Source organism: Mesorhizobium sp. M1342 (genome assembly GCF_040317955.1).
In the GTDB taxonomy this organism is placed as follows: domain Bacteria; phylum Pseudomonadota; class Alphaproteobacteria; order Rhizobiales; family Rhizobiaceae; genus Mesorhizobium.
In genome coordinates this window covers 129,000-150,121 of sequence record NZ_JAMYLI010000019.1, presented here as the reverse complement: position 1 = coordinate 150,121, position 21,122 = coordinate 129,000, and the positions used below count along the sequence as shown (strand labels likewise).

Here is a 21,122-nt window from a genome sequence, read left to right as displayed (position 1 = left end):
GAAAGGGCTGGCCCCTGTGCAATACAGGAACCAGCCCTTAAACCTACCAACTCAATGAACCGTCCAACTTTATGGGGTCAGTTCAAAACGGGGCTTTTTTCATTGGAGCGGGAGGACGCATGGCCGGGCAGATCATTATCCTGAACGGCGCGCCGCGATCGGGAAAATCAAGCATCGCGAGGGCTATTCAGGAGAGCTTCGACGGTGTCTGGCTCAATCTCGGTGTCGACGTCTACGAGCAGGCCACGCCGCCACGCTATCGGCCTGGATAGGATTGCGGCCTGGCGGCGAGCGTCCGGACCTTGAGGCCTCCGTGCCCGGATTGTACGCCGCGCTCTACGAATCGATTGCCGCCCACAGCCGGCTAGGGCTGAATGTCGTGACGGATGTCGGCCATCACGATGCTTATTCGAGACCACTTCACATTGTGGCCGATTGCGCGCGCCGGCTTGTAGGTCTGCCGGTGCTGTTTGTCGGTGTTCGCTGCCCGCCGGAAATCATCATGGAAAGGCGTGCGGCCAGCGCGGCAGACAAGGGATATGTAATCGGCTCGCCCGATGATCCCGTCCGCTGCCCGTGCGTCTGTGGCAAGAAGAGGTCCACCGCCCAGGCGTGTACGATCTGGAAGTCGACACCTCGCTCCTCAGCCCTGGGCAATGCGCGGATACGATCGCAGAGCAGCTTCGGCAAGCACCGTATCCAACAGCGTTTCAGAAACTATTCAACCCATCCAGCGCGGCCCTTGAGCCGTTTTGACCGGCATGGCCGCCGCAGGCGGGTTCGTCCAGATCGGCGAATTTACAGCCCGCATACGGCCGGCGATTGCATGGTGGAGCTCTCGATTTCAGCGGCCATGCGGTCCGACGCGAAACGTGTCACCAAATATCCGCACGCCTTCCAGATCGCGATCATCAGGAATGCACCCGCATAGCCATCCACGGCATAGTGCCAGCCAAGTACGACGGAACCGACCATAATGACGCCGGCGAATAACCACATCACAAGACCGGCCAGCCGAGACCGCCGTGTTGCGTAGAGGGCGAACAGCACCGCCATCGCAACGTGCAGGGATGGGAAGGCGGATATACCGACGCTGCCGGTAGTTGCGCCGGTATAGCCACTCCACAGCATATCCTGCGTGCTGAGCGCCCAGATCGGATAGACGCGATCGGCAACGGCAAGTGCTTGCATGAGGGGGTGAAAGTCGTTGCCGAACCCCAATCGCTCGTAAAAGCAAGGGCCAGCCGACGACAGGCCCATCGCGAGGAAGAAGCCACCCAGCGTCCACATCGTCATGAAGCTCATCAGGAACTGGTGACGCAGCTTCGTATCCTTGCGTGTGATGCACACGGTGAAAACCGTGGTGATGAGCACGACGAACCAGAAATTGTACGCGATGTTGATGATCTTCAACGCAAGCGGCGACTGGACGACAAACCACAACCATTCGTGCGGGGCTCGACCGAAATGCAGGATGCGATCGGCGTGAGCCAATGCTTTGTCCCATGCAAACGGAGAGAGGATTGCAATGGCTCCCTTCAACACACCGATCGCGGATATGAAGGCAAGACCCGCACCCAGGCCATTCAGGCTGTTGGCAATGCGTTCGGCATCGCCAAAGAATCTACCCAGTGACTTGAGGAAGGTGTGCAGCGGTTCGGTATCCCGCTGGACCAGCGCAAGGTGGAAAAGCGTCCCAAGTGCAAGGGCTGAGCCGCAAATCCAGAAGGCGATGAAAAGATACTCGGCGTATTCCTCCAGAACGCCGAAATCCGGCATGTTTCCAGTGTGCCACCCGACTGCGCTTGCCAGAAGCAGCGCAGCGGCAGCCATAGCGTGCAGCAGCCGGTGTCGCCAAAAGGCATCCGCCAAGATACCAAGAAAAGCACGTCCGAAAATTGCCCCCGTCAGCGGGGCCGATGCCGCAACCGAATCTTCCATGGTTTTGAAGCCCCACAGCTCGCCACGCCGTTACTGTTTTACCGTGAGACGGTTCAATATTTCCTAATCAGACGATTAGAGTTGCAAACGGTTGAGTCCCGGCGCCGGCACGGCCGGGCACTAGAATCGTCTTCTCGGCTAAACGGCGCTACCCGGTCCGCCACATCGGCTGGCCTCTCGCTCTCAATTTTTGAGCGCAGTCCGGATCTTTTCGGCATTTTCGGTCAGCACCTCCGGCTTCTCCATTCCTCCCGTGTGCGACTTCAGCGGGATGCCGTCGAAGCGCGGAATGACATGTACATGCAGATGATAGACGGTTTGCCCCGATGCCGGCTCATTGAACTGCATGATGGTGACGCCGTCGGCACCAAAGGCCTTTTTCACCGCCAGCGCCACTTTCTGAACGACGCTCAAGAGATGGCCGAAAATTGACGGGTCGGCGTCGAGCAGGTTGCGCGATCGCGCCTTCGGCACCACGAGCGTATGACCCGGCCCCTGCGGCATCACATCCATGAAGGCGATGACCGCTTCGTCCTCGTAGACGCGGTGCGAAGGAATTTCGCCGCGCAGGATCTTGGCGAAGATGTTGTCGGTATCGTAGGCGGCCTCTGTCATGGTGAACGCTCCGAATTGTGCCTTTCGTGTAGCGAAACGGTGGAAAATCGGCAAGACGATCGGACGAAGTCGGCCCTGCTCGTCAAGGCAGCCCTGTTGCTACTCCTCCAGATCCTTGCGGAACGGGGTGTGCTCTTCCAGATATTCGCTCATCCGCTCCACCTCCTGCCGTTCGCGCCGGAGGTAGTCGGCGACGGCATTGCGCAGGCCTGGGTGTGCAATGTAGTGCGCGGAATGCATGGTCACCGGCCGGTAGCCGCGCGCCAGCTTGTGCTCGCCCTGCGCGCCCGCCTCCACCACCTTCAGCTTGCGCTCGATGGCGAAGTCGATCGCCTGGTGATAGCAGACCTCGAAATGCAGGAAGGGATGGTCCTCGATACAGCCCCAGTTGCGGCCATAGAGTGCGTCGGAGCCGATGAAATTGATGGCCCCGGCAATGTATCGCCCGTTGCGCCTCGCCATCACCAGCAGGATGTCGTCGGCCATGCGTTCGCCGATCAGCGAGAAGAATTGACGGTTGAGATAGGGCCGACCCCATTTGCGGCTGCCGGTGTCCATGTAGAAGGCGAAGAAATCGTCCCAGGCCTTCTCCGTGAGGTCCTTGCCGGTCAGCCGGTCGATCGAAATGCCTGGGGCAAGCGCTTCACGCCTTTCCTTCTTCATCGCCTTTCGCTTGCGCGAGGCAAGGGTGGCGAGGAAGTCGTCATAGGTCGAAAAGCCTTCGTTGAAGAAATGGAATTGCTGGTCGGTGCGGTGCAGGAAGCCTGCCGCTTCCAGCACCTCTACATCGCTCTCTTGCGCGAAGGTGACATGCGCGGAAGAGACGCCGAGTTTTTGCGTCACCGCCTTCAGGCCCGCCACGAGACCGGCCTTTACTTTGGCGCTGTCCTCGCCTTTGCTGACCAGCAGGCGAGGGCCGGTGACCGGGGAGAACGGCACGGCACTTTGCAGTTTGGGGTAGTAACGGCCGCCGGCGCGCTCGAAGGCATCCGACCAGCCATGATCGAACACATATTCGCCCTGGCTGTGCGATTTGAGATAACAGGGCACCGCGCCCAGCAATCTGCCTTGCCCGTCCTCCAGCCTGAGGTGATGGCCCTGCCAGCCGGTACGCCGCACGGCGCATCCAGAATCTTCGAGCGCACTTAGAAAAGCGAAGGAAACCAAAGGATTGTAACTGGTTTCTGAATCTCCGCGCGCGGTTCCAGCAAAGCTGTTCCATTCATCACAGGTGAAGGCGCCGATGCCAGCGGCGACGCGGATCGAATAGTCCGCATTGGCCGTTTGTCCGTCGCCCTCGTCGCCCTGATCCATGAGGCTTATTTAAGCTCCGTCCGGCCTGGTACAAGTCACGTTTCAGACACTCATGCGACTTTGACCAGATCGGGCTCAAACCCCTCGAACGTCATCTGGTCGGCATATCTGAAGGTCAGGTCGACCGCCGGCTGGTCGTGCACCGTCCAGGTGATAACAGGCATTTTCAGCTTTTCGCGCACGAAGCTGACGAATGGGTTCGGCAGGTCGCCTGCGGCATAGGAGGTGAAGGCGATCTTATGCGCCAGCATGGCGAAATGCGCCTCGATCAGCCCGACGTCCTTGCCGTAGGCGGTGAGCCCCCCTGGGATACCCGGCGCGTCCTTCGGAAAATCGCGGACCAGCCAGTGGTCGAACGACATGATCGCCGCTTTGCCCTTGTAGCGCTTGAGCATCTTGCCGACGCTTGCCACCAGGCCTTCGTCATAGCCGGGCGTGCCTTTCAACTCGACCACCAATGGCACGCGGCCGTTCACCAGGTCGAGCGCTTCCTGCAGCGTCGGCACATGGTCCGCCGTGCCGCCGACCCTGAGCGCCGCGAGTTCAGCTGCGGTACGCTGCCAGACGAAACCATCCTGGCCGGTCAGGCGCTTGAGATCACCGTCATGAATGATGACTGGAACGCGGTCGGACGACAGGTGGACATCGCATTCGATGGCATAGCCGCGCTCGGCGGCCGCAGCGAAGGCCGACAGCGTGTTTTCCCAGCGCGTCTTGTTCATGTCGTGGAAGCCGCGATGGGCGACGGGCCGGGCGGTCAGCCAGGATAGGTCGGTCATATCAGCCCCTGGCTCATTCGATTTCGAAGACGGCTTCGATTTCCACTGCGGCATTAAGCGGCAGGCAGGCGGTGCCGACGGCGGAGCGCGCATGCTTGCCACGTTCGCCAAGGGCCGCCACCAGGAAATCGGAGGCGCCGTTGGCAACCAGATGCTGCTCGACGAACTCAGGTGCCGAGGCGACGAAAACGGTGATCTTCACCAGACGGCTAATCTTCTCGAGGTCGCCGAGTGCTGCCTTGGCCTGCGCCAGGATGTTGATCGCGCAGTATTTTGCCGCGTCCTTGCCGCCTGCCGTATCCAGATCGCGACCTAACAGCCCGCTCGCCTGCAGCTTGCCGTCCTTGAGCGGCAATTGCCCGGCGGTGAACAGCAGATTGCCGGTCCGGCAATAGGGCACGTAGTTGGCGGCGGGCGCGGCGGCGACGGGAAGCGTCACACCCAGATCACTTAGCCGCTTTTCGATTGTTTCACTCATGGTATTTCCCTATTGCTTGGTGACGCCGCGCCGGCCGGGCCGAAATTGCTATTTTTGCCTCGCTTCCGCCACGACTTTTTTTAAGCTGGACCATCTTTCCCTGCGGCCTGCCATCAGTCGCGACGATCGGAGTACCTCATGCGCGCAACGCGCCTCGCATTCCATGCCGTCCTGTTGTCGGGAGCCCTCTCGATAGGCCCTGCCTTTGCCGCGCCGGCGCTGCAAGCCCACCGCGCCGTCTACGATCTTACCCTGAAAAAGGCTTCCGATCAGTCCGGCATCACGGGCATATCCGGCCGCATGGTCTATGAGTTCAATGGCTCGGCCTGCGAAGGCTATACGGTGAAATTCCGCTTCGTCACCCAGATCGTCACCGCCGACAACACCAGGTTGACCGACCAGCAGACGACCACTTTCGAGGACGCCGAAGGCAAGACTTTTTCGTTCGTGACAAAATCCTTCGTCGACCAGAACCTCGACAAGGAGGTCAAGGGCATCGCCACGAAAGAGACCAAGGGCCTGAAGGTCGACATCGACAAGCCTGAAAAGAACAGCGTCGAGCTGGCGACAACCCAATTTCCGACCCAGCACCTGGTCGAGCTGATCGGCAAGGCCGAAAAAGGCGAGAATTTTTACGAAACGAACCTGTTCGACGGTTCCGAAGACGCCAACAAGGTGATGACCACCACTGTCGTGGTCGGCAAGAAAACCGATGCCGACAAGGCCGACCCGGAAGCTTCGGCACTGGCAAAGCTCGCCACGGACAAATACTGGCCGGTCGACATCGCCTATTTCGACGACACCAACAAGACGGGCGAAGAGGTGCCGGAATACCGTATCAGCTTCAAGCTGCATGAGAACGGCATCACCCGCGATCTCGTCATGGACTATGGCGACTTCTCGATGACCGGCAAGCTGGTCAACCTGTCGCTGTTCGACCAGACGAAACCCTGCCCCGCCAAATAGTGCCGGTCTAGGCAGTTGATTTACCACGACACGGCGTGGTCGTTGCGATCGACTTGAACGTGCCGCAATCGTCTCTCAACCTCTCCCAGCGTCCAGGCGCGAGGGGGATCAGCTTGAGCAGGATCGATACATTCGTCGCGCCGCGGCCCAACCCGGCACTGATCAGGGCCATGACATCCGTCAACCGGATCGTCATGCTGCGCGGCATTCCCGGATTTCGGGATCTGTTGCCGTTCAATCGCCTGGCCGGTCTTCGCGGCGTCGCCAATGTCCGCCATATCGACTTTCCCGACGCCGATCTTGAGCGGCTGAAGGCCAGTTGCGGGGCAGGGAAGGCGACCTTCATCACGCCCAATCATCCCGAGTTCTTCACCGACTGGATGATCGACAAGGAGATTGTGTCGCAGGTCAGCCCGCTCACGGCCTCATGGGCAACCAACGGTGTCGTCAACGGCCTTGGCCGGCTGATGCAGAAGTTCTGGCTGGCCAACAATCTGATCGCCCAGATTCCGGGCAACAGCGGGGCAGCCAAGGAACACTCGATCGCCTGGGCCTTGAAAGGCCATGGCGTGCTGCTGCATCCCGAAGGCGGCGTCGGCTGGCATGCCAATGTCGTTGCGCCTTTGCTGCCGGGTGCCGTCGAGATGGGGCTCGAGGCCCTCAAGCGCGGCCGGGCCACGGATCCGGATTTCAAGGTCTGGATCGCGCCAGTCGTCTGGAAGCTGGCCTTCACCGGGAATGTCGAAGCGGCGCTGGCGAAGGAATGCGCCTATGTCGAGAAAAGCCTGAAAATAGAACGCCTTGCGACCGACACGCTGCCGCAGCGCATCCACCATGTCTATTCGACGCTGCTGGCCCGCGATGAAGCAGCATCGGGCATGCCATCCGACGAAGGCGCAACCTATACCGAGCGTCAGCAGGCATTGGTTGCTGAACTCGGCCGCCGACTCGGCGAAAGCATCTCGCCCGACACTGATGTCACCGACGCAACCGAACTTCTGCGGCGGGCGCGTCGTTGGCAGCGCGAAAACAGTGGCGATGCGGAAGGCCGAAAGCAGGTCCGCGCGCTCGCCGACACGATTCAGAGGCTGCAACGCGTCGGGCCCTGGGCCGCGGCCAACCCGCGCATCAGCCTGGAAGAGATCGCCGAACATCTGAAGCGGGTCCGCAACGACTATTGCCGGGGCGGACTGCGTGACACGATCAACCGGTTCATTCCGCAGCCGGCCGGACCGCGTTGCGCCCATATCCGGGCGCCGGAGGCGCTGGGCCTGCATGAGTATGCCGGCTCGATCGACGATGCGGTTGCCGAGTTGCATCGTCGCATGCAGGACACAATGACCAGCACCGTGGCTGAAGTCGAGGCCGGCGGCGGCTTCATTTTCTATCCGAATCCCTTCTATCATCGCTAGACGAGTGCCTGTCGGCGCAAGATGAAGGAATACGGCAAGCCTCATGGCAGTCTATGTCGACGCAGCGATCTGGAACTGGGCCGGCCATCGCTGGTGCCATCTGTTGGCCGACGACACCGACGAGTTGCATCGCTTTGCCGCCCGGCTCGGCGTCAAGCGTTCATCGTACCAGGGACCGCCCAAGACTTCGGCGCCGCATTATGACATAACGGGCTTCGAGCGTGATCGTGCGGTGCGGCTCGGCGCTATCGAATGCAGCCGCGAGGAGATCGTCGCGGTCTTCCGGCGGGTGCGGGTGCCGAACGGCAAGGTCAAGCGCTGACAGCAGGGCGCGGATCGTCGCACGCAACACCACGGATCCTGCGGCGCTTGCGTTTATCGCGCATCCCCTCTATATGCGCGCTCATTCCACACACGGACTTTGGTGTCTGCCCGGGAGAAATCCGGCTGAAACCTCCGGTGGCGTTCGAGGACAAAGTCCAAAAATGCCTGTGTCCGTGGAGGCTAACCGGAAAGGAACTTTGAATGGCACTGCCTGATTTCAGCATGCGCCAGCTTTTAGAAGCTGGCATTCACTTCGGCCACCAGACCCACCGCTGGAACCCGAAGATGGCGCCCTACATCTATGGCGCCCGCAACAACATCCACATCATCGACCTGTCGCAGACGGTGCCTTTGCTGCACCAGGCGCTGAAGCAGGTTTCCGACACCGTTGCCAAAGGTGGCCGCGTGCTGTTCGTCGGCACCAAGCGCCAGGCCTCCGACATCGTCGCCGATGCGGCACAGCGTTCGGCTCAGTATTATGTCAACTCGCGTTGGCTCGGCGGCATGCTGACCAACTGGAAGACGATCTCGAACTCGATCCAGCGCCTGCGCAAGCTCGACGAGATGCTGGCCGGCGAAGCGCAAGGGTTGACCAAGAAGGAACGCCTCAACCTCGACCGCGAGCGCGAGAAGCTCGACAAGGCGCTGGGCGGCATCAAGGACATGGGCTCGACGCCCGACCTGATGTTCGTGATCGACACCAACAAGGAAGCGATCGCCATCCTCGAGGCCAAGCGCCTCGGCATCCCGGTCGTCGCCATCATCGATTCGAACTGCGATCCGGACAAGATCGACTTCCCGATCCCCGGCAATGACGACGCGGCCCGTGCCATCCAGCTCTATTGCGACCTGATCGCCAAGGCTGCGATCGACGGCATCGCCCGCCAGCAGGGCGCGCTCGGCGTCGACATCGGCGCTTCGGTCGAAGCTCCGGTCGAACCCGCGCTCGACCCGGCTCCGGCCCCGGCGTCGGAAGCTCCCGAAGCTTGATAATCGAAGGCCGGTTGCGGCCTTCATCTTTCTCATATTTTGGCACGCTAAACAGACGCACCATCGAATACCGATGGTGCGTCGGTGCATTTAAAACAAAGAGGCGACAATGAGCATTTCGGCTGCACAGGTCAAAGAACTCCGCGACTTGACCGGCGCGGGCATGATGGATTGCAAGGCCGCGTTGACCGAGACCAACGGCAACATGGAAGAGGCCGTCGACTGGCTGCGCAAGAAGGGTATCTCCAAGGCCGACAAGAAGGCTGGCCGCACCGCGGCTGAAGGTCTGATCGGCGTCGACAATGGCGTGCGCGAAGCTGCCGTCGTGGAAGTCAATTCCGAGACCGACTTCGTGGCCCGCAACGCCGCGTTTCAGGAAATCGTCGCCAACGTTGCCAAGGTTGCGCTGGCCTATGGCACGACGGAGGCTGTGGCCGCCGCAAAGTATCCGGGGTCCGACAAGTCGGTTGCCGACACCATCAAGGACGCTGTCGGCACCATCGGCGAAAACATGGGCTTCCGCCGCTCGGCCAAGCTCACCGTTCCGCACGGCGCTGTCGCTACCTACGTTCACAACGCGGTTGCCGACGGCCTTGGCAAACTCGGCGTGCTGGTCGCGATCGAGACCACGGGCAATGAGCATGCCGCCAACGCCTTTGGCCGCCAGGTGGCGATGCATGTTGCCGCCACCAACCCTCTGGCGCTGACGGCAGAGCAGATCGATCCGGCCGCGGTCGAACGCGAGAAGGCGATCTTCTCCGACCAGGCGCGCCAGTCCGGCAAGCCGGAAGCGATCATCGAGAAGATGGTCGAGGGCCGTCTGCGCAAGTTCTACGAGGAAGTCGTGCTCCTGAAGCAGGCCTTCGTGCTCAATCCCGACATCACTGTCGAGAAGGCGCTGAAGGATGCCGAGAAGGAGATTGGTGCGCCGGCCAAGATCACCGCCTACCTGCGCTTTGCGCTGGGCGAGGGCATCGAGAAGGAAGAGACCGATTTCGCCGCGGAAGTCGCTGCAGCGGTCAAGAAATAGCCCTTTCCAGGGCTCACGAACTCAGGCAACTCGGCCGGGTGTCCGCAAGGAGGCCCGGCCGATTTCTTGTGCGGTGTCGATAAAGGCCCTGAGCTTCGGCGCCATCGCCGCCCGGCGAGGGAAATAGAGGAATAGCCCCGGTTCCTCGATCGCCGTCTGCGGCAGCACCTGGACGAGGCGGCCCGCGGCAAGATCGGCGCGCGCCAGCGGCTCGAACACATAGGCAAGCCCGACGCCTGCAAGCGCAAGATCGATTGCTGCGAGCGAATCCGTCACGACAACGCTGCCCCGCGTCTCCATGGCGATGTCCTTGCCATCCTCGATCAAATCCCAGCGATAGAGCGCACCGGAGCGGACGAGCCGGTAGCCGATACAATTGTGGTTCGCCAGGTCGGCAACGCCGCCGGGACGGCCGTGCCTTCCGATATAGGCGGGCGAGGCGACGATGACGACGGAGAATGGCGGCGTCAGCCGGACCGCAACCATGTCCTGAGCGATCATCTCGCCAAGCCGGACGCCGGCATCGAAGCCTTCGCCGACGATATCAACCAGACCCTGGTCAGCGAAGACCTCGACCGTAACCTCCGGATAGCGCTCGGCCATCGCCGCGACCACCGGCGTCACCGCCAATGGTATCGCTATGTTGGAGGCGTTGATCCTGAGCAGGCCAGACGGCCTGCCTTTGACGCTGCGGATGCGGTCCATCCGCTCGGCAATATCCTGGAGGGCCGGAGCCGCCGTTTCCACCAGCGCCTTGCCGGCCTCGGTGAGCGAAACGCTGCGCGTCGTGCGGGCGAACAAGGGCTGGCCGATCCGCTCTTCGACAATGCGCACCGCATGGCTGACCGCCGAAGGGCTCATGCCGAGTTCGGCGGCGGCAAGCGCGAAGCCGCCACGCCGGGCAACGGCGACCACGACCGGAAGATGGCTGAGCAGATCGCGATCCATTCATGAATGATATCGCATGGTCTTTGCGAACAATGCAACCTTATCGATGCCAAGGCGGTGGTCCACATTGTCGCCAACTCATCGGCGATCGGCTGATGGCACTGAGGAGACGAGACATGAACACGTTAAAGCACGTAACTTTCACGGCAGGCATGGCGTTGGCGCCGATGGATGCCGGTGGGGCGGAGCCATCAGACTGGCGGGCCCTTGCAGACGAACGCGCGGTCATTCGCATTGCCGATGCCATCGACCGGGCCGTTGACGCCCAGGACTGGAAACTTGCACGCGGCTATTTTGCGGATCGGATCACCGCCGACTTCAGCAGTCTCTCCGGACAGCCGGCGGCCAACATCGCTTCCGACGATCTGGTTGGCGCTTGGGCGGCCAACCTCAAGGGCAGCAAGACAAGCCTGCATCTGCGCACCAATCACCAGGTCGCTCTCAAGGCGGACACGGCGACTGTCCTGTCGAACGGCTATGCTTGGAACCGGATGGAAGGCAATGGCGACCCGCTTTGGGAGGTCTGGGGCACCTATGAGCATCACCTGACGCGTTTTGCGGATGGCTGGAAGGTCGATGGCTTCGCGTTCCACATGACACACGAGCGCGGCAATCCCTGGGTCAAGAACACTCCGGGCCAGTGACGCGCGGGGTATCTATCACCAAGCATTGGAAGACGATCATGACCATGACCTACTACACTCTTGGCAACAGCGGCCTTAGGGTCAGCCGACTGGCACTGGGCACGATGACTTTCGGCAAGGAATGGGGCTGGGGAGCCGACAGGGATACGGCGCGGGCGATTTTCGACGCCTATGTCGAGGCGGGCGGCAATGTGTTCGACACGGCGGATCTCTACACAGATGGCACGGCCGAAGCCTGGCTTGGTGAATTCATCGCCGAGCGCGGGCTGCGCGACACGGCGGTGATAGCCAGCAAGTTCACCATGAACATGCAGCCCGGCAATCCGAATGCTGGCGGCAACGGCCGCAAGAACATCATGCGGGCCGTCGATGCTTCGCTGAAACGGTTGGGGACCGACTATATCGATCTCTATCTCATGCATGTCTGGGACAGGCTGACCCCGGCTGAAGAGGTCATGCGCACGCTGGACGACCTGGTCCGGATGGGCAAGGTGCGCCATGTCGGCCTTTCCGATGTGCCCGCCTGGTATGCGGGCCGCGCACAGGCGATCGCCGAATTGCGAGGATATGAGCCGGTTTCGGCGCTACAGCTCGAATATTCGCTGGCCGAACGCGCGATCGAGAACGAGTTCGTGCCATTCGGCACGCGCCATGGCGCCGGCATCATGGTGTGGAGCCCGCTGGCCGGCGGTTTGCTGAGCGGCAAGTATCGACCGGCCCAGACCGGAAACGGCCGCCTCGACGGATTTCGCAACTCGACGCATCCGGGTTTCCAAAAGTTCACGCAACGCAACTGGGCTATCGTGGCCGAACTCGAGAAGGTCGCATCCGAGGTCGGCCGCAGCATGCCTCAGGTCGCGCTCAACTGGGTGGCCACGCAGCCGGGGATCGCAACCGTCATCCTCGGTGCGACGACGCTCAGCCAAATGCGTGACAATCTTGGCGCGCTGGATTTCGAGATTCCGAAAGCGCATCGCGACCGGCTGGAGAGAGCCAGCAGAACTCCAGCGCCGTTTCCCTATTCCTATTTCGGTTCGCAGATACAGGCGCGCGTTACCGGCGGCGCGACAACCGGCGACAAGCCCCCCAACTACGTGTCACCGGTGCTTATCGAAGGAGAGTCGGCCAGCGTGTCCACCAATTGATCAATGGGCAGGAAACCGGCAATTTGCCGTTTGGGCGCCGCGGGACATCGCGGCGCCCTTCGTGTATCGGAACGCCATTGTTTCGGATGGCGCGCCTGCGCCAGAGCAGCCACCCGGAACGCGCCACATGCAAATGAAGAGGCCCAGATGACGGTGAAGCCCCTCTACCGACGTGTCTTGCTGAAAGCGTCGGGCGAAGCACTGATGGGCGAGCAGCATTTCGGCATCGACGTTTCAGTAGTGGATCGCATCGCCGGCGACATCGCCGAGGCGCGTGCATTGGGCATCGAGGTCGGCGTCGTCATCGGCGGCGGCAACATCTTTCGCGGCGTGGCCGTTGCCTCCAAGGGCGGCGACCGTGTCACCGGCGACCACATGGGCATGCTTGCCACGGTGATCAACTCGCTGGCGCTGCGCACGTCGTTGAACAAGATCGGCGTCGACGCCGTGGTGCTTTCGGCGATCGCCATGCCCGAACTTTGCGAGAGCTTTTCGCAGCGCCAGGCGACCGCCTACATGAACCAGGGCAAGGTGGTGATCTTTGCCGGCGGCACCGGCAATCCATTCTTCACCACTGATTCGGCCGCAGCCCTTCGCGCCGCTGAAATCGGCGCCGACGCGCTGTTCAAGGGCACTCAGGTCGACGGCGTCTACTCGGCGGACCCGAAGAAGGACCCGAATGCGACGCGTTTCGAGCGCATCAGCCATGGCGAAGTCATAAATCGCGGCCTTTCCATCATGGATACCGCTGCGATTGCACTTGCGCGCGAAAACAACATTCCGATAATCGTCTATTCGATCCACGAAAAAGGTGGTTTCGGCGATATTCTGAGGGGCGGCGGCCGCTGCACGGTCGTCGCGGACGATTGATCGGCGGCCTGACCCGAAAAGGGAAGCCGGTTTTCGGAAGTTCGATTCGAAGACGGCCCCGAAGCAGTGAGCCCGCATTAGACGGTCGAGGAGATAAAGATGAGTGGTGAGTACGACGATCTCAAGCGGCGCATGGATGGGGCCATTGCCGCGTTCAAGCATGATCTGGCCTCGCTGCGGACCGGTCGCGCCTCCAGCAATCTGCTCGATGCGATCCAGGTGCAGGCCTACGGCACCACCATGCCGATCAATCAGGTCGCCAACGTCTCGGTGCCGGAGCCGCGCATGATCTCGGTATCGGTATGGGACAAGTCGATGGTTGGCGCGGTCGACCGCGCGATCCGCGAATCCAATTTGGGGTTCAACCCGATCGTAGACGGCACCAACCTCAGGATTCCACTTCCCGAACTTAACGAACAGCGCCGCAAGGAACTGGTCAAGATCTCGCACACCTACGCCGAGAACGCCCGGGTCGCCGCGCGCCATGTGCGCCGCGACGGCATGGACTTCCTGAAGAAGGCGGAGAAGGACGGCGACATCAGCGAAGACGATCAGCGCAAGCGCTCGGACCAGGTCCAGAAACTTACCGACGAGACGATCAGCAACATCGACCACCTGCTTTCCGATAAGGAAGCTGAAATCATGCAGGTTTAGGGTCATGGCCGCCGGCTGACCCGAAAGCAAGAACATGGCAACGCCCGCGCATGTCGCGATCATCATGGACGGAAACGGACGCTGGGCCAAGGCGCGCGGCATGCCCCGTCTTGCGGGCCACCGTGCCGGTGTCGAGGCGCTGCGCAAGACGGTGCGCGCGGCACCTGGGCTCGGCATTTCCTACCTGACCGTCTATGCTTTCTCGTCGGAGAATTGGTCGCGGCCGAAGTCCGAGGTCAGCGACCTGATGGGCCTCTTGAAAATGTTCATCCGCCGTGACCTTGCTGAACTGCACCAGAGCGGTGTGCGGGTTAGAATCATCGGCGACCGGGCAGGGCTGCAGTCTGATATCAGGGGACTGCTCGATGAGGCCGAAACGCTGACGGCCGCAAACGAATCGCTGACGCTGGTGATCGCCTTCAACTATGGCGGACGAGACGAAATCGTTCGCACGGCACAAAAGCTTGCGGCGGCCGTGGCGCGTGGCGAACTCGACGCCGAGGCGATATCAGCCGAAAGTTTTGCCGGCGCGCTTGATACGCAAGGCATTCCCGACCCGGAACTCGTCATCCGCACCAGCGGCGAGCTTCGGTTGTCAAACTTCCTTCTGTGGCAAGCCGCCTATAGCGAACTCGTCTTCCTGCCTTGCTATTGGCCCGACTTCAGCCGCGAGCACCTTGCGGAAGCTTTGCGTGAGTTTGCTGGCCGCGAACGCCGTTTCGGCGGACTTGGAGGCCAGGACGTCGCTTCGCGACCGGCCGCGGGATGAGCAATCTTCAACTCCGTATCGTTTCGGCGATCGTGCTCGCCATCATCACTCTCGGCTTGACCTGGATCGGCGGTTTGCCGTTCCGGCTGCTGTGTGCCGTGATCGTAGCGGCGATCTTCTATGAATGGACCCGCATGTCGCGGCCAACCGGGGCAACGGGTCTGGGTTTCCTGCCGGAAGCACTGCTGGTTGTCTTCATTGGCGCCTTGATTGGCGGCCTGGCCTCCTCCTGGCTGCTACCGCTTGTGGCGGCCATTGTTGCCGCAACGGCGATAGCCGCCTCGGTTCGCAAGACCGGACAATGGGATGCGAGCGGCCTTGCCTATGCCGCGGTTTCAGGCCTGTCGCTCGCCTTGCTGCGGGATGGCGATCGTTCAGGCCTCATTGCCATCCTGTTCCTGTTCGCGGTCGTCTGGGCCACCGATATCCTTGCCTATTTCGTGGGGCGCGCCGTTGGGGGGCCGAAACTGGCGCCGGCGATCTCGCCCGGCAAGACGCGCAGCGGCGCACTCGGCGGCGCTGTCGGCGGCGTCGTCGCCGGGCTGGTCCTCGCCGCAGCTGCCGGTGTCGGCAATCTGGTATTGCTCGGCTTGGTCGCGCTCGTGCTGTCGATTGTCTCGCAGGCAGGCGACCTGTTCGAATCCTGGATCAAGCGCCGCCATGGCCGCAAGGATTCGGGGGCGCTCATCCCGGGCCATGGCGGCGTCATGGATCGTGTCGACGGGCTTGTCGCAGCGGCATTCGCCCTATACGTCATCGGCTGGATTTCGGCGAACGCCGATCATCCGGCGCAGGGTCTGTTTCCCGTTTGAGCGATGTCATTTCAGGGTCCTATGCGCGGTGCGCCTTGGATTCGCCCGGATTGGTGTCACAGTCACGGCGCAGTCTGCGCCGTGGAAGAATTTGAGGGTTTGTCTTGAACGAGATTCTTCACGCGCTTTTCAGCACAGAAGGCTTTGTCCTGGGCACGCTGGTGCCATTCCTCTTCGTGCTGACAGTGGTCGTGTTCGTCCATGAAATGGGCCATTACCTTGTCGGGCGCTGGTGCGGCATCGGTGTCAGGGCCTTCTCGATCGGCTTCGGCCCGGAACTTTTCGGCTTCAACGACAGCCACGGCACGCGCTGGAAACTGTGTGCGATACCGCTTGGCGGCTATGTCAAATTCGTCGGCGACATGAACGCCACATCGAGCCAGCCCACGTCGGAAGAAATTGAAACGCTGACCGAGGAAGAGCGCAAGGTCGCCTTCCACACGCAGCCGATCTGGAAGCGCGCGGCAACGGTGGTGGCCGGACCGTTGTTCAATTTCCTGCTGACGATCGTCGTCTTTTCCGTGCTGTTCACCGCCTATGGCCGCTATGTCGCCGAGCCCATGGTGGCCGAGGTGACCGCCGACAGCCCGGCGGCGAAGGCCGGCATTCTTCCCGGCGACCGATTCGTCAGCGTCGACGGCAACAAGGTCGAAACCTTTGGCGACGTTCAACGCCTGGTCTCGGGCCGTGCCGACGACGCAATCACCTTCGTCATGCTGCGCGACGGCCAGGAGGTCACTGTGACCGCGGCGCCGCGGCTGATGGAACAGGAAGACGCGCTCGGCAACAAGGTCAAGGTCGCCGTGATCGGTGTCGTCAATAACAAGGAACTCGGCCAGCCGAGGCTCATCACCTACACGCCGGTCGGAGCGGTCGCGGCGGCGGTCGAGGAAACCGGTCACGTCATCCAGCGCACCGGCCAGTTCCTGCAGCGCTTTGTTGTCGGGCGCGAAGACAAATGTCAGCTGGGCGGTCCGGTGAAGATAGCCGACATGGCGGGCAGGGCTGCGAAACTGGGATTCGAATGGCTCGTGCAGCTGGTTGCACTGCTATCCGTTGGCATCGGAATTCTGAACCTTTTGCCGATTCCCCCCCTCGACGGCGGTCACCTCTTGTTCTACGGGGTGGAGGCTGTCATTCGCCGTCCGGTGTCGGAACGGATGATGGAAATGGCCTATCGGGCCGGGTTGCTTCTGGTGCTGTGCTTCATGGGGTTCGTTTTTTGGAACGATCTGTTTGGGTGCTGAAATCATGAAGAAATTTGGCTTCTGCATGGACGATGTTGAGACGCCGTTTACCATGCAAGGGGATATGAGTGACGCGAAAGCCACGCCGCAGGGTTAAGTAAATACAAATTAACCAGAAGCCTTGCGTGTAGGGAAAATCCGGTTAATACGGTAGGGGAAATTACCGCACGTCCGGTTTTCTCGCCGTGGGGACTACGAGAAAAGGTTATTAAGCCCGATGAAGGCAGCATCCAAGTTTCTAAGCGCCGCGTCCGCGGTGACCCTGTCCGCGGCCATGGTCGTGCCAGGCGCGCTCGCAGTGCAGTTCGTTGCCACATCGGCGGCTGAAGCCGCTGTCGTCAGCAGAGTCGAAGTGAGCGGCAATCAGCGTATCGACGCTGAGACCATCCGCAATTACATCACCATCAAGCCGGGCAAGGCTTTCTCCAGTTCCGATATCGACGGTGCGGTCAAGGCGCTCTTCGGCACAGGCCTGTTTTCGGACGTGCAGATCAACCAGGTCGGCTCGACGCTGGTGGTCAAGGTTGCCGAGTACCAGGTTGTCAACCAGGTGCTGTTCCAGAACAACAAGAAGCTCAAGGACAATGCGCTTGCGGCGGCCGTGCAGCTGAAGCCGCGCGGAACGTTCTCGCAGGCGACGCTCGATGCCGACGTGGAATCGGTCAAGGCTGCATACAGGCGCATTGGTCGCGACGATGTGACCGTGACCACGCAGGTCATGCAGCTTGGCGACAATCGCGTAAATGTTGTCTTCAACATCGCTGAAGGCGATCGCACGCAGATCGCGGCGATCAATTTCGTCGGCAATAGCGCCTATTCCAGCCGCCGCCTGTCGGATATCATCAACACCAAGCGTTCGTCCTGGGTTTCCTTCATCCTGCGCGACGACGTCTATGACGACGACAAGCTGCGCGCCGACCAGGAGCTGCTGCGTCGCTTTTACTACAATCATGGGTATGCCGACTTCCAGGTCGTGTCCGCTGTCGGTGAACTCGACAGTGCGACGAACAAGTACACGGTCACCATCACCGTCCAGGAAGGCGACCGCTACACGTTCGGTGACGTCAGCGTCGAGAGCTCGATCCCTGAAGTCGACGGCAAGTCGCTGGAATCGGTGATCGAGACCCACAAGGGTGACGTCTACAACGCCAAGAACGTAGAGGATTCCATCATCGCGCTGACCGAGAAGGTGGCCGGTTCCGGCTATGCCTTCGCGCAGGTCACGCCGCGCGGCGACCGCAATTTCGAGAACCACACCATTTCGGTTGTCTATACGATCGACCAGGGCACCAAGGCCTATATCGAACGCATCGAGATCCGCGGCAACGATCGCACGCGTGACTATGTCATTCGCCGTGAGTTCGACGTCAGCGAAGGCGATGCCTTCAACCAGGTGCTCATCCAGCGCGCGAAGAAGCGTTTGGAAAACTTGAATTACTTTGAGAAAGTCGACATCTCGACCGTGCCGGGCTCGCAGCCTGACCAGGTCGTTCTGGTGGTCGATGTGGTCGAGAAATCGACCGGCGAGTTCTCGGTAGGCGCTGGTTATTCGACCGGTGGCGACACGGCCGGTCCGTCGGTCGAAGGCTCGGTGACCGAGCGCAACTTCCTCGGTCGTGGCCAGTTCATCAAGCTGTCGGCGGGCGGCGGCAAGAATTCACGCGACTACAGCCTGTCCTTCACCGAGCCTTATTTCCTCGGACGGCGCATCGCTGCCGGTTTCGACATCTTCAAGCAGACCAGGGAATACGACAACTACGAAAGCGACACTGTGGGCGCGACGGTGCGCTTCGGTCTGCCGATCACCGACAGCATCTCGACCCAGTTGGCGTACAACATCTCGCAAGAAAAGTATAAGCTGGAAGACGATTGCGTGACCGGCGGCGTTTACGATCCGGCGAAGTGTGACGTTTCCACGGCTATCCTGGATGGCATCGAACAAAGCCCTTGGATCAAGTCGTCGGTCAGCCTCGGGCTGGTCTACAACACCATCGACGATATGAAGAGCCCGCACGAGGGTATCTACGCCACCACGACGGTAGAAGTCGCAGGCCTCGGCGGTGATGCCAAGTTCGTGAAGGTCACGGGGCGCGGCAGCATCTACCAGACGTTGTCGGAGCAGTACGACCTAGTCGGGCTCATTTCAGGTGGCGCTGGCCATGTTGAAGGATACGGCAGCGATGGTCTGCGGATCTTCGATCAATTCCAGAGCACCGATCGCATGATCCGTGGCTTTGCCTATGGCGGCATCGGTCCTGTCGATATTGCTACGGGCGACCATCTCGGCGGCACGACCTATTTCAATGCGTCCGCAGAAGCTCAGTTTCCGTTGCCGGTCGTACCGGAAAGCTTCGGCTTGCGTGGCGCTGTCTTCGCGGATGCGGCAACGCTCTATGGAAGCAAGGTCGACACCGCTGGCGTCACCCAGGACTCGGTCGGCATGAAGTTGCGTGCCTCGGTCGGCCTCGGCCTGATGTGGGCGTCGCCGTTCGGTCCGATCCGTATCGACTATGCGATCCCGGTCAAGAAGGAAGCGCGCGACGACGTGCAGGAATTCAACTTCGGCATATCGACCCGCTTCTGATCGGCGGCCAACGATGCTCCCGGGTCTTCAGGGTCCGGGAGAAATGTTCCGACCTAGCTGGATATAGCTTCTGGAATGACCGATCCGGTGTTCTTCGCGCCATCACGCCGGTATACGGCGGGCGAAGTCGCGAATCTGACCGGCTCGGTGCTCGTCGATTCCGGCCACTCAGATATTTCGATCGAAGCACTCGCGCCAGCCAGCGAGGGCGGCGAGAATGCGCTCGTCTTTGTCGACGGCAAGCGCAATTCCGCGCTGATGCCGTCGCTGCGGGCAGCCGCGGTCCTGTGCCCGGCGGAATTTGCCGGCAAGGCGCCGGCCGGCGTTGCCGTTCTGGTTCATCCGCGTCCGCAACAGGCCTTCGCGTTTGTCGGGCGTCTGCTGTTTCCGAGGGCGGCGACACCAGGGCCGATGACCAGTGAAACCGGCGTCTCGCCGCACGCTCATGTCGATGCGACCGCGCATGTCGAAGCCGGTGCCGTCATCGAGGCCGGCGCGGTCATCGGGCCAGGCGCTTCGATCGGCAGCGGTACCGTCATCGCCCCAAATGCGGTCATCGGACAATCCTGCCAGATCGGCCGCGACGGCTATGTCGGTCCAGGCGCGAGCGTCCAGTATGCCTTGATCGGCAATCGCGTCATCATTCATGGCGGTGCCAGGATAGGCCAAGATGGTTTTGGGTTCGTCGGCGGGGCCAAGGGGCCCGAGCGCGTGCCGCAGATCGGTCGTGTCGTTATCCAGGACGACGTCGAGATCGGCTCCAACACCACCGTCGATCGCGGCGCCATGTCCGATACGGTCATCGGCCAGGGCACCAAGATCGACAATCTCGTGCAGATCGCCCATAACGTCCGCATCGGCCGCAATTGCATAATAGCCGGGCTTTCGGGTATTTCGGGTTCTGTGATCGTGGGTGACAATGTCACCATGGGCGGCGGCGTCGGGCTTGCGGATCACCTGACCATAGGGACAGGGGCCAAGCTTGCCGCCAGAAGTGGATTTATGAGCAATGTCCCTGCAGGCGAGATCTGGGGCGGCTATCCGGCACAGCCGATGGCGGAAGCCATGCGGGAGATAGCCATGCTGCGCAAGCTCGCCAGGACCCGCAAACAGGGCGAGGGAGGCAATGGCTGACATGATCGCGTCGACGACGCTGGAAGCGGTCGACATCATGGGGCTGATGAAGCTCCTGCCGCACCGCTATCCGTTCCTGATGATCGATCGTATCGTCGACATCGATGGCGACGAATCCGCCATCGGCATCAAGAACGTGACCATAAACGAGCCGCATTTTCAGGGCCATTTCCCTGAGCAGCCGGTCATGCCGGGTGTGCTCATCGTCGAGGCGATGGCGCAGACGGCCGGCGCCATCTGTATCCGCAGCCTGGGCACCGAAAAGCCGTCGCTGGTCTATTTCCTGACCATCGACAACGCCAAATTCCGCAAACCGGTCGTTCCCGGCGACCAGTTGAAGATCTATGTCAAGAAAATCAAGAAACGCGGCAACCTGCTCAAATTCGCTTGTGAAGCCATGGTCGACGGCGCCAAGGCGGCCGAGGCCGAGATTTCAGCCATGATGGTCACCAGCGACTGACGATCG

At 61.2% G+C, this 21,122-nt stretch carries 21 protein-coding genes and 1 pseudogene; 16 read left to right on the top strand and 6 right to left on the bottom strand.

Annotation, left to right across the window (positions count from 1 at the left end):
- Nucleotides 1-119: 119 nt before the first annotated feature.
- A pseudogene (locus NKH06_RS20780) lies at nucleotides 120-756 on the top strand (chloramphenicol phosphotransferase CPT family protein).
- Nucleotides 757-798: 42 nt separating this feature from the next.
- On the opposite strand, the gene NKH06_RS20775 reads toward NKH06_RS20780, so the two are convergent.
- The 5 genes from NKH06_RS20775 to NKH06_RS20755 all read right to left on the bottom strand — a co-directional run bounded on the left by NKH06_RS20775 (nucleotide 799) and on the right by NKH06_RS20755 (nucleotide 5,127).
- Nucleotides 799-1,941: a phosphatase PAP2 family protein gene (locus NKH06_RS20775; RefSeq protein ID WP_352612296.1), complete on the bottom strand. Its 1,143-nt coding sequence runs from the start codon at nucleotides 1,939-1,941 to the stop codon at nucleotides 799-801.
- A gap of 183 nt (nucleotides 1,942-2,124) precedes the next feature.
- The gene (locus NKH06_RS20770) at nucleotides 2,125-2,556 is read right to left on the bottom strand and encodes an HIT family protein (protein WP_352893815.1); all 432 of its coding nucleotides are present in this window, start codon (nucleotides 2,554-2,556) and stop codon (nucleotides 2,125-2,127) included.
- A 99-nt stretch (nucleotides 2,557-2,655) separates the two neighbouring features.
- Nucleotides 2,656-3,870, bottom strand: coding sequence for a GNAT family N-acetyltransferase (locus NKH06_RS20765; protein WP_352893814.1), 1,215 nt, complete (start codon nucleotides 3,868-3,870; stop codon nucleotides 2,656-2,658).
- 50 nt (nucleotides 3,871-3,920) lie between these two features.
- Nucleotides 3,921-4,649 carry a glycerophosphodiester phosphodiesterase gene (locus tag NKH06_RS20760; protein WP_352893813.1) on the bottom strand — a complete coding sequence of 243 codons (729 nt, stop codon included), beginning with the start codon at nucleotides 4,647-4,649 and terminating at the stop codon, nucleotides 3,921-3,923.
- A 13-nt stretch (nucleotides 4,650-4,662) separates the two neighbouring features.
- Nucleotides 4,663-5,127, bottom strand: a complete 465-nt coding sequence (locus tag NKH06_RS20755) for a RidA family protein (protein ID WP_023812941.1) — start codon at nucleotides 5,125-5,127, stop codon at nucleotides 4,663-4,665.
- Nucleotides 5,128-5,265: 138 nt separating this feature from the next.
- Here NKH06_RS20755 and NKH06_RS20750 point away from each other — a divergent pair, with 138 nt between their 5' ends.
- From NKH06_RS20750 to tsf, 5 genes are all read left to right on the top strand, one after another.
- A complete protein-coding gene (locus tag NKH06_RS20750; RefSeq protein ID WP_023812940.1) occupies nucleotides 5,266-6,093 on the top strand; it encodes a cell envelope integrity EipB family protein in 828 nt (275 codons plus the stop codon).
- 113 nt (nucleotides 6,094-6,206) lie between these two features.
- The gene (locus NKH06_RS20745; protein ID WP_023812939.1) at nucleotides 6,207-7,505 is read left to right on the top strand and encodes a lysophospholipid acyltransferase family protein; all 1,299 of its coding nucleotides are present in this window, start codon (nucleotides 6,207-6,209) and stop codon (nucleotides 7,503-7,505) included.
- A gap of 43 nt (nucleotides 7,506-7,548) precedes the next feature.
- Nucleotides 7,549-7,827 carry a DUF4031 domain-containing protein gene (locus tag NKH06_RS20740; RefSeq protein WP_023812938.1) on the top strand — a complete coding sequence of 93 codons (279 nt, stop codon included), beginning with the start codon at nucleotides 7,549-7,551 and terminating at the stop codon, nucleotides 7,825-7,827.
- A gap of 203 nt (nucleotides 7,828-8,030) precedes the next feature.
- Complete coding sequence (gene rpsB, locus NKH06_RS20735; protein ID WP_023812937.1) at nucleotides 8,031-8,819, top strand: 30S ribosomal protein S2; 789 nt, start codon at nucleotides 8,031-8,033, stop codon at nucleotides 8,817-8,819.
- 109 nt (nucleotides 8,820-8,928) lie between these two features.
- The gene (gene tsf, locus NKH06_RS20730; RefSeq protein ID WP_023812936.1) at nucleotides 8,929-9,849 is read left to right on the top strand and encodes a translation elongation factor Ts; all 921 of its coding nucleotides are present in this window, start codon (nucleotides 8,929-8,931) and stop codon (nucleotides 9,847-9,849) included.
- Nucleotides 9,850-9,870: 21 nt separating this feature from the next.
- Here the strand turns inward: tsf and NKH06_RS20725 are convergent, their stop codons facing one another.
- On the bottom strand, nucleotides 9,871-10,797 hold the full coding sequence (locus NKH06_RS20725; RefSeq protein WP_127295546.1) for a LysR family transcriptional regulator: 927 nt from the start codon (nucleotides 10,795-10,797) through the stop codon (nucleotides 9,871-9,873).
- Between the two features lie 116 nt (nucleotides 10,798-10,913).
- Here NKH06_RS20725 and NKH06_RS20720 point away from each other — a divergent pair, with 116 nt between their 5' ends.
- The 10 genes from NKH06_RS20720 to fabZ all read left to right on the top strand — a co-directional run bounded on the left by NKH06_RS20720 (nucleotide 10,914) and on the right by fabZ (nucleotide 21,116).
- Nucleotides 10,914-11,441, top strand: coding sequence for a nuclear transport factor 2 family protein (locus NKH06_RS20720; protein ID WP_128303617.1), 528 nt, complete (start codon nucleotides 10,914-10,916; stop codon nucleotides 11,439-11,441).
- Nucleotides 11,442-11,479: 38 nt separating this feature from the next.
- Entirely contained in the window at nucleotides 11,480-12,586 is a 1,107-nt protein-coding gene (locus NKH06_RS20715) for an aldo/keto reductase (RefSeq protein WP_352442394.1), read from the top strand.
- Between the two features lie 147 nt (nucleotides 12,587-12,733).
- The gene (gene pyrH / locus NKH06_RS20710; RefSeq protein ID WP_013531760.1) at nucleotides 12,734-13,456 is read left to right on the top strand and encodes a UMP kinase; all 723 of its coding nucleotides are present in this window, start codon (nucleotides 12,734-12,736) and stop codon (nucleotides 13,454-13,456) included.
- Between the two features lie 99 nt (nucleotides 13,457-13,555).
- Nucleotides 13,556-14,110, top strand: coding sequence for a ribosome recycling factor (frr, locus tag NKH06_RS20705; protein WP_023812931.1), 555 nt, complete (start codon nucleotides 13,556-13,558; stop codon nucleotides 14,108-14,110).
- A gap of 34 nt (nucleotides 14,111-14,144) precedes the next feature.
- Nucleotides 14,145-14,879, top strand: coding sequence for an isoprenyl transferase (locus NKH06_RS20700; RefSeq protein ID WP_023812930.1), 735 nt, complete (start codon nucleotides 14,145-14,147; stop codon nucleotides 14,877-14,879).
- Complete coding sequence (locus NKH06_RS20695) at nucleotides 14,876-15,691, top strand: phosphatidate cytidylyltransferase (protein ID WP_023812929.1); 816 nt, start codon at nucleotides 14,876-14,878, stop codon at nucleotides 15,689-15,691. The genes NKH06_RS20700 and NKH06_RS20695 overlap by 4 nt, the downstream gene beginning before the upstream one ends.
- Before the next feature lie 104 nt (nucleotides 15,692-15,795).
- Nucleotides 15,796-16,938: an RIP metalloprotease RseP gene (rseP, locus tag NKH06_RS20690; protein ID WP_023812928.1), complete on the top strand. Its 1,143-nt coding sequence runs from the start codon at nucleotides 15,796-15,798 to the stop codon at nucleotides 16,936-16,938.
- A gap of 217 nt (nucleotides 16,939-17,155) precedes the next feature.
- On the top strand, nucleotides 17,156-19,522 hold the full coding sequence (gene bamA / locus NKH06_RS20685) for an outer membrane protein assembly factor BamA (protein ID WP_352442395.1): 2,367 nt from the start codon (nucleotides 17,156-17,158) through the stop codon (nucleotides 19,520-19,522).
- Between the two features lie 75 nt (nucleotides 19,523-19,597).
- On the top strand, nucleotides 19,598-20,656 hold the full coding sequence (lpxD, locus tag NKH06_RS20680) for a UDP-3-O-(3-hydroxymyristoyl)glucosamine N-acyltransferase (protein WP_352442396.1): 1,059 nt from the start codon (nucleotides 19,598-19,600) through the stop codon (nucleotides 20,654-20,656).
- Nucleotides 20,649-21,116 (top strand): 3-hydroxyacyl-ACP dehydratase FabZ, encoded by a 468-nt coding sequence (gene fabZ, locus NKH06_RS20675; protein ID WP_013531753.1) that lies wholly within the window; start codon nucleotides 20,649-20,651, stop codon nucleotides 21,114-21,116. Before lpxD ends, fabZ begins: the two co-directional genes overlap by 8 nt.
- Nucleotides 21,117-21,122 lie beyond the last annotated feature (6 nt).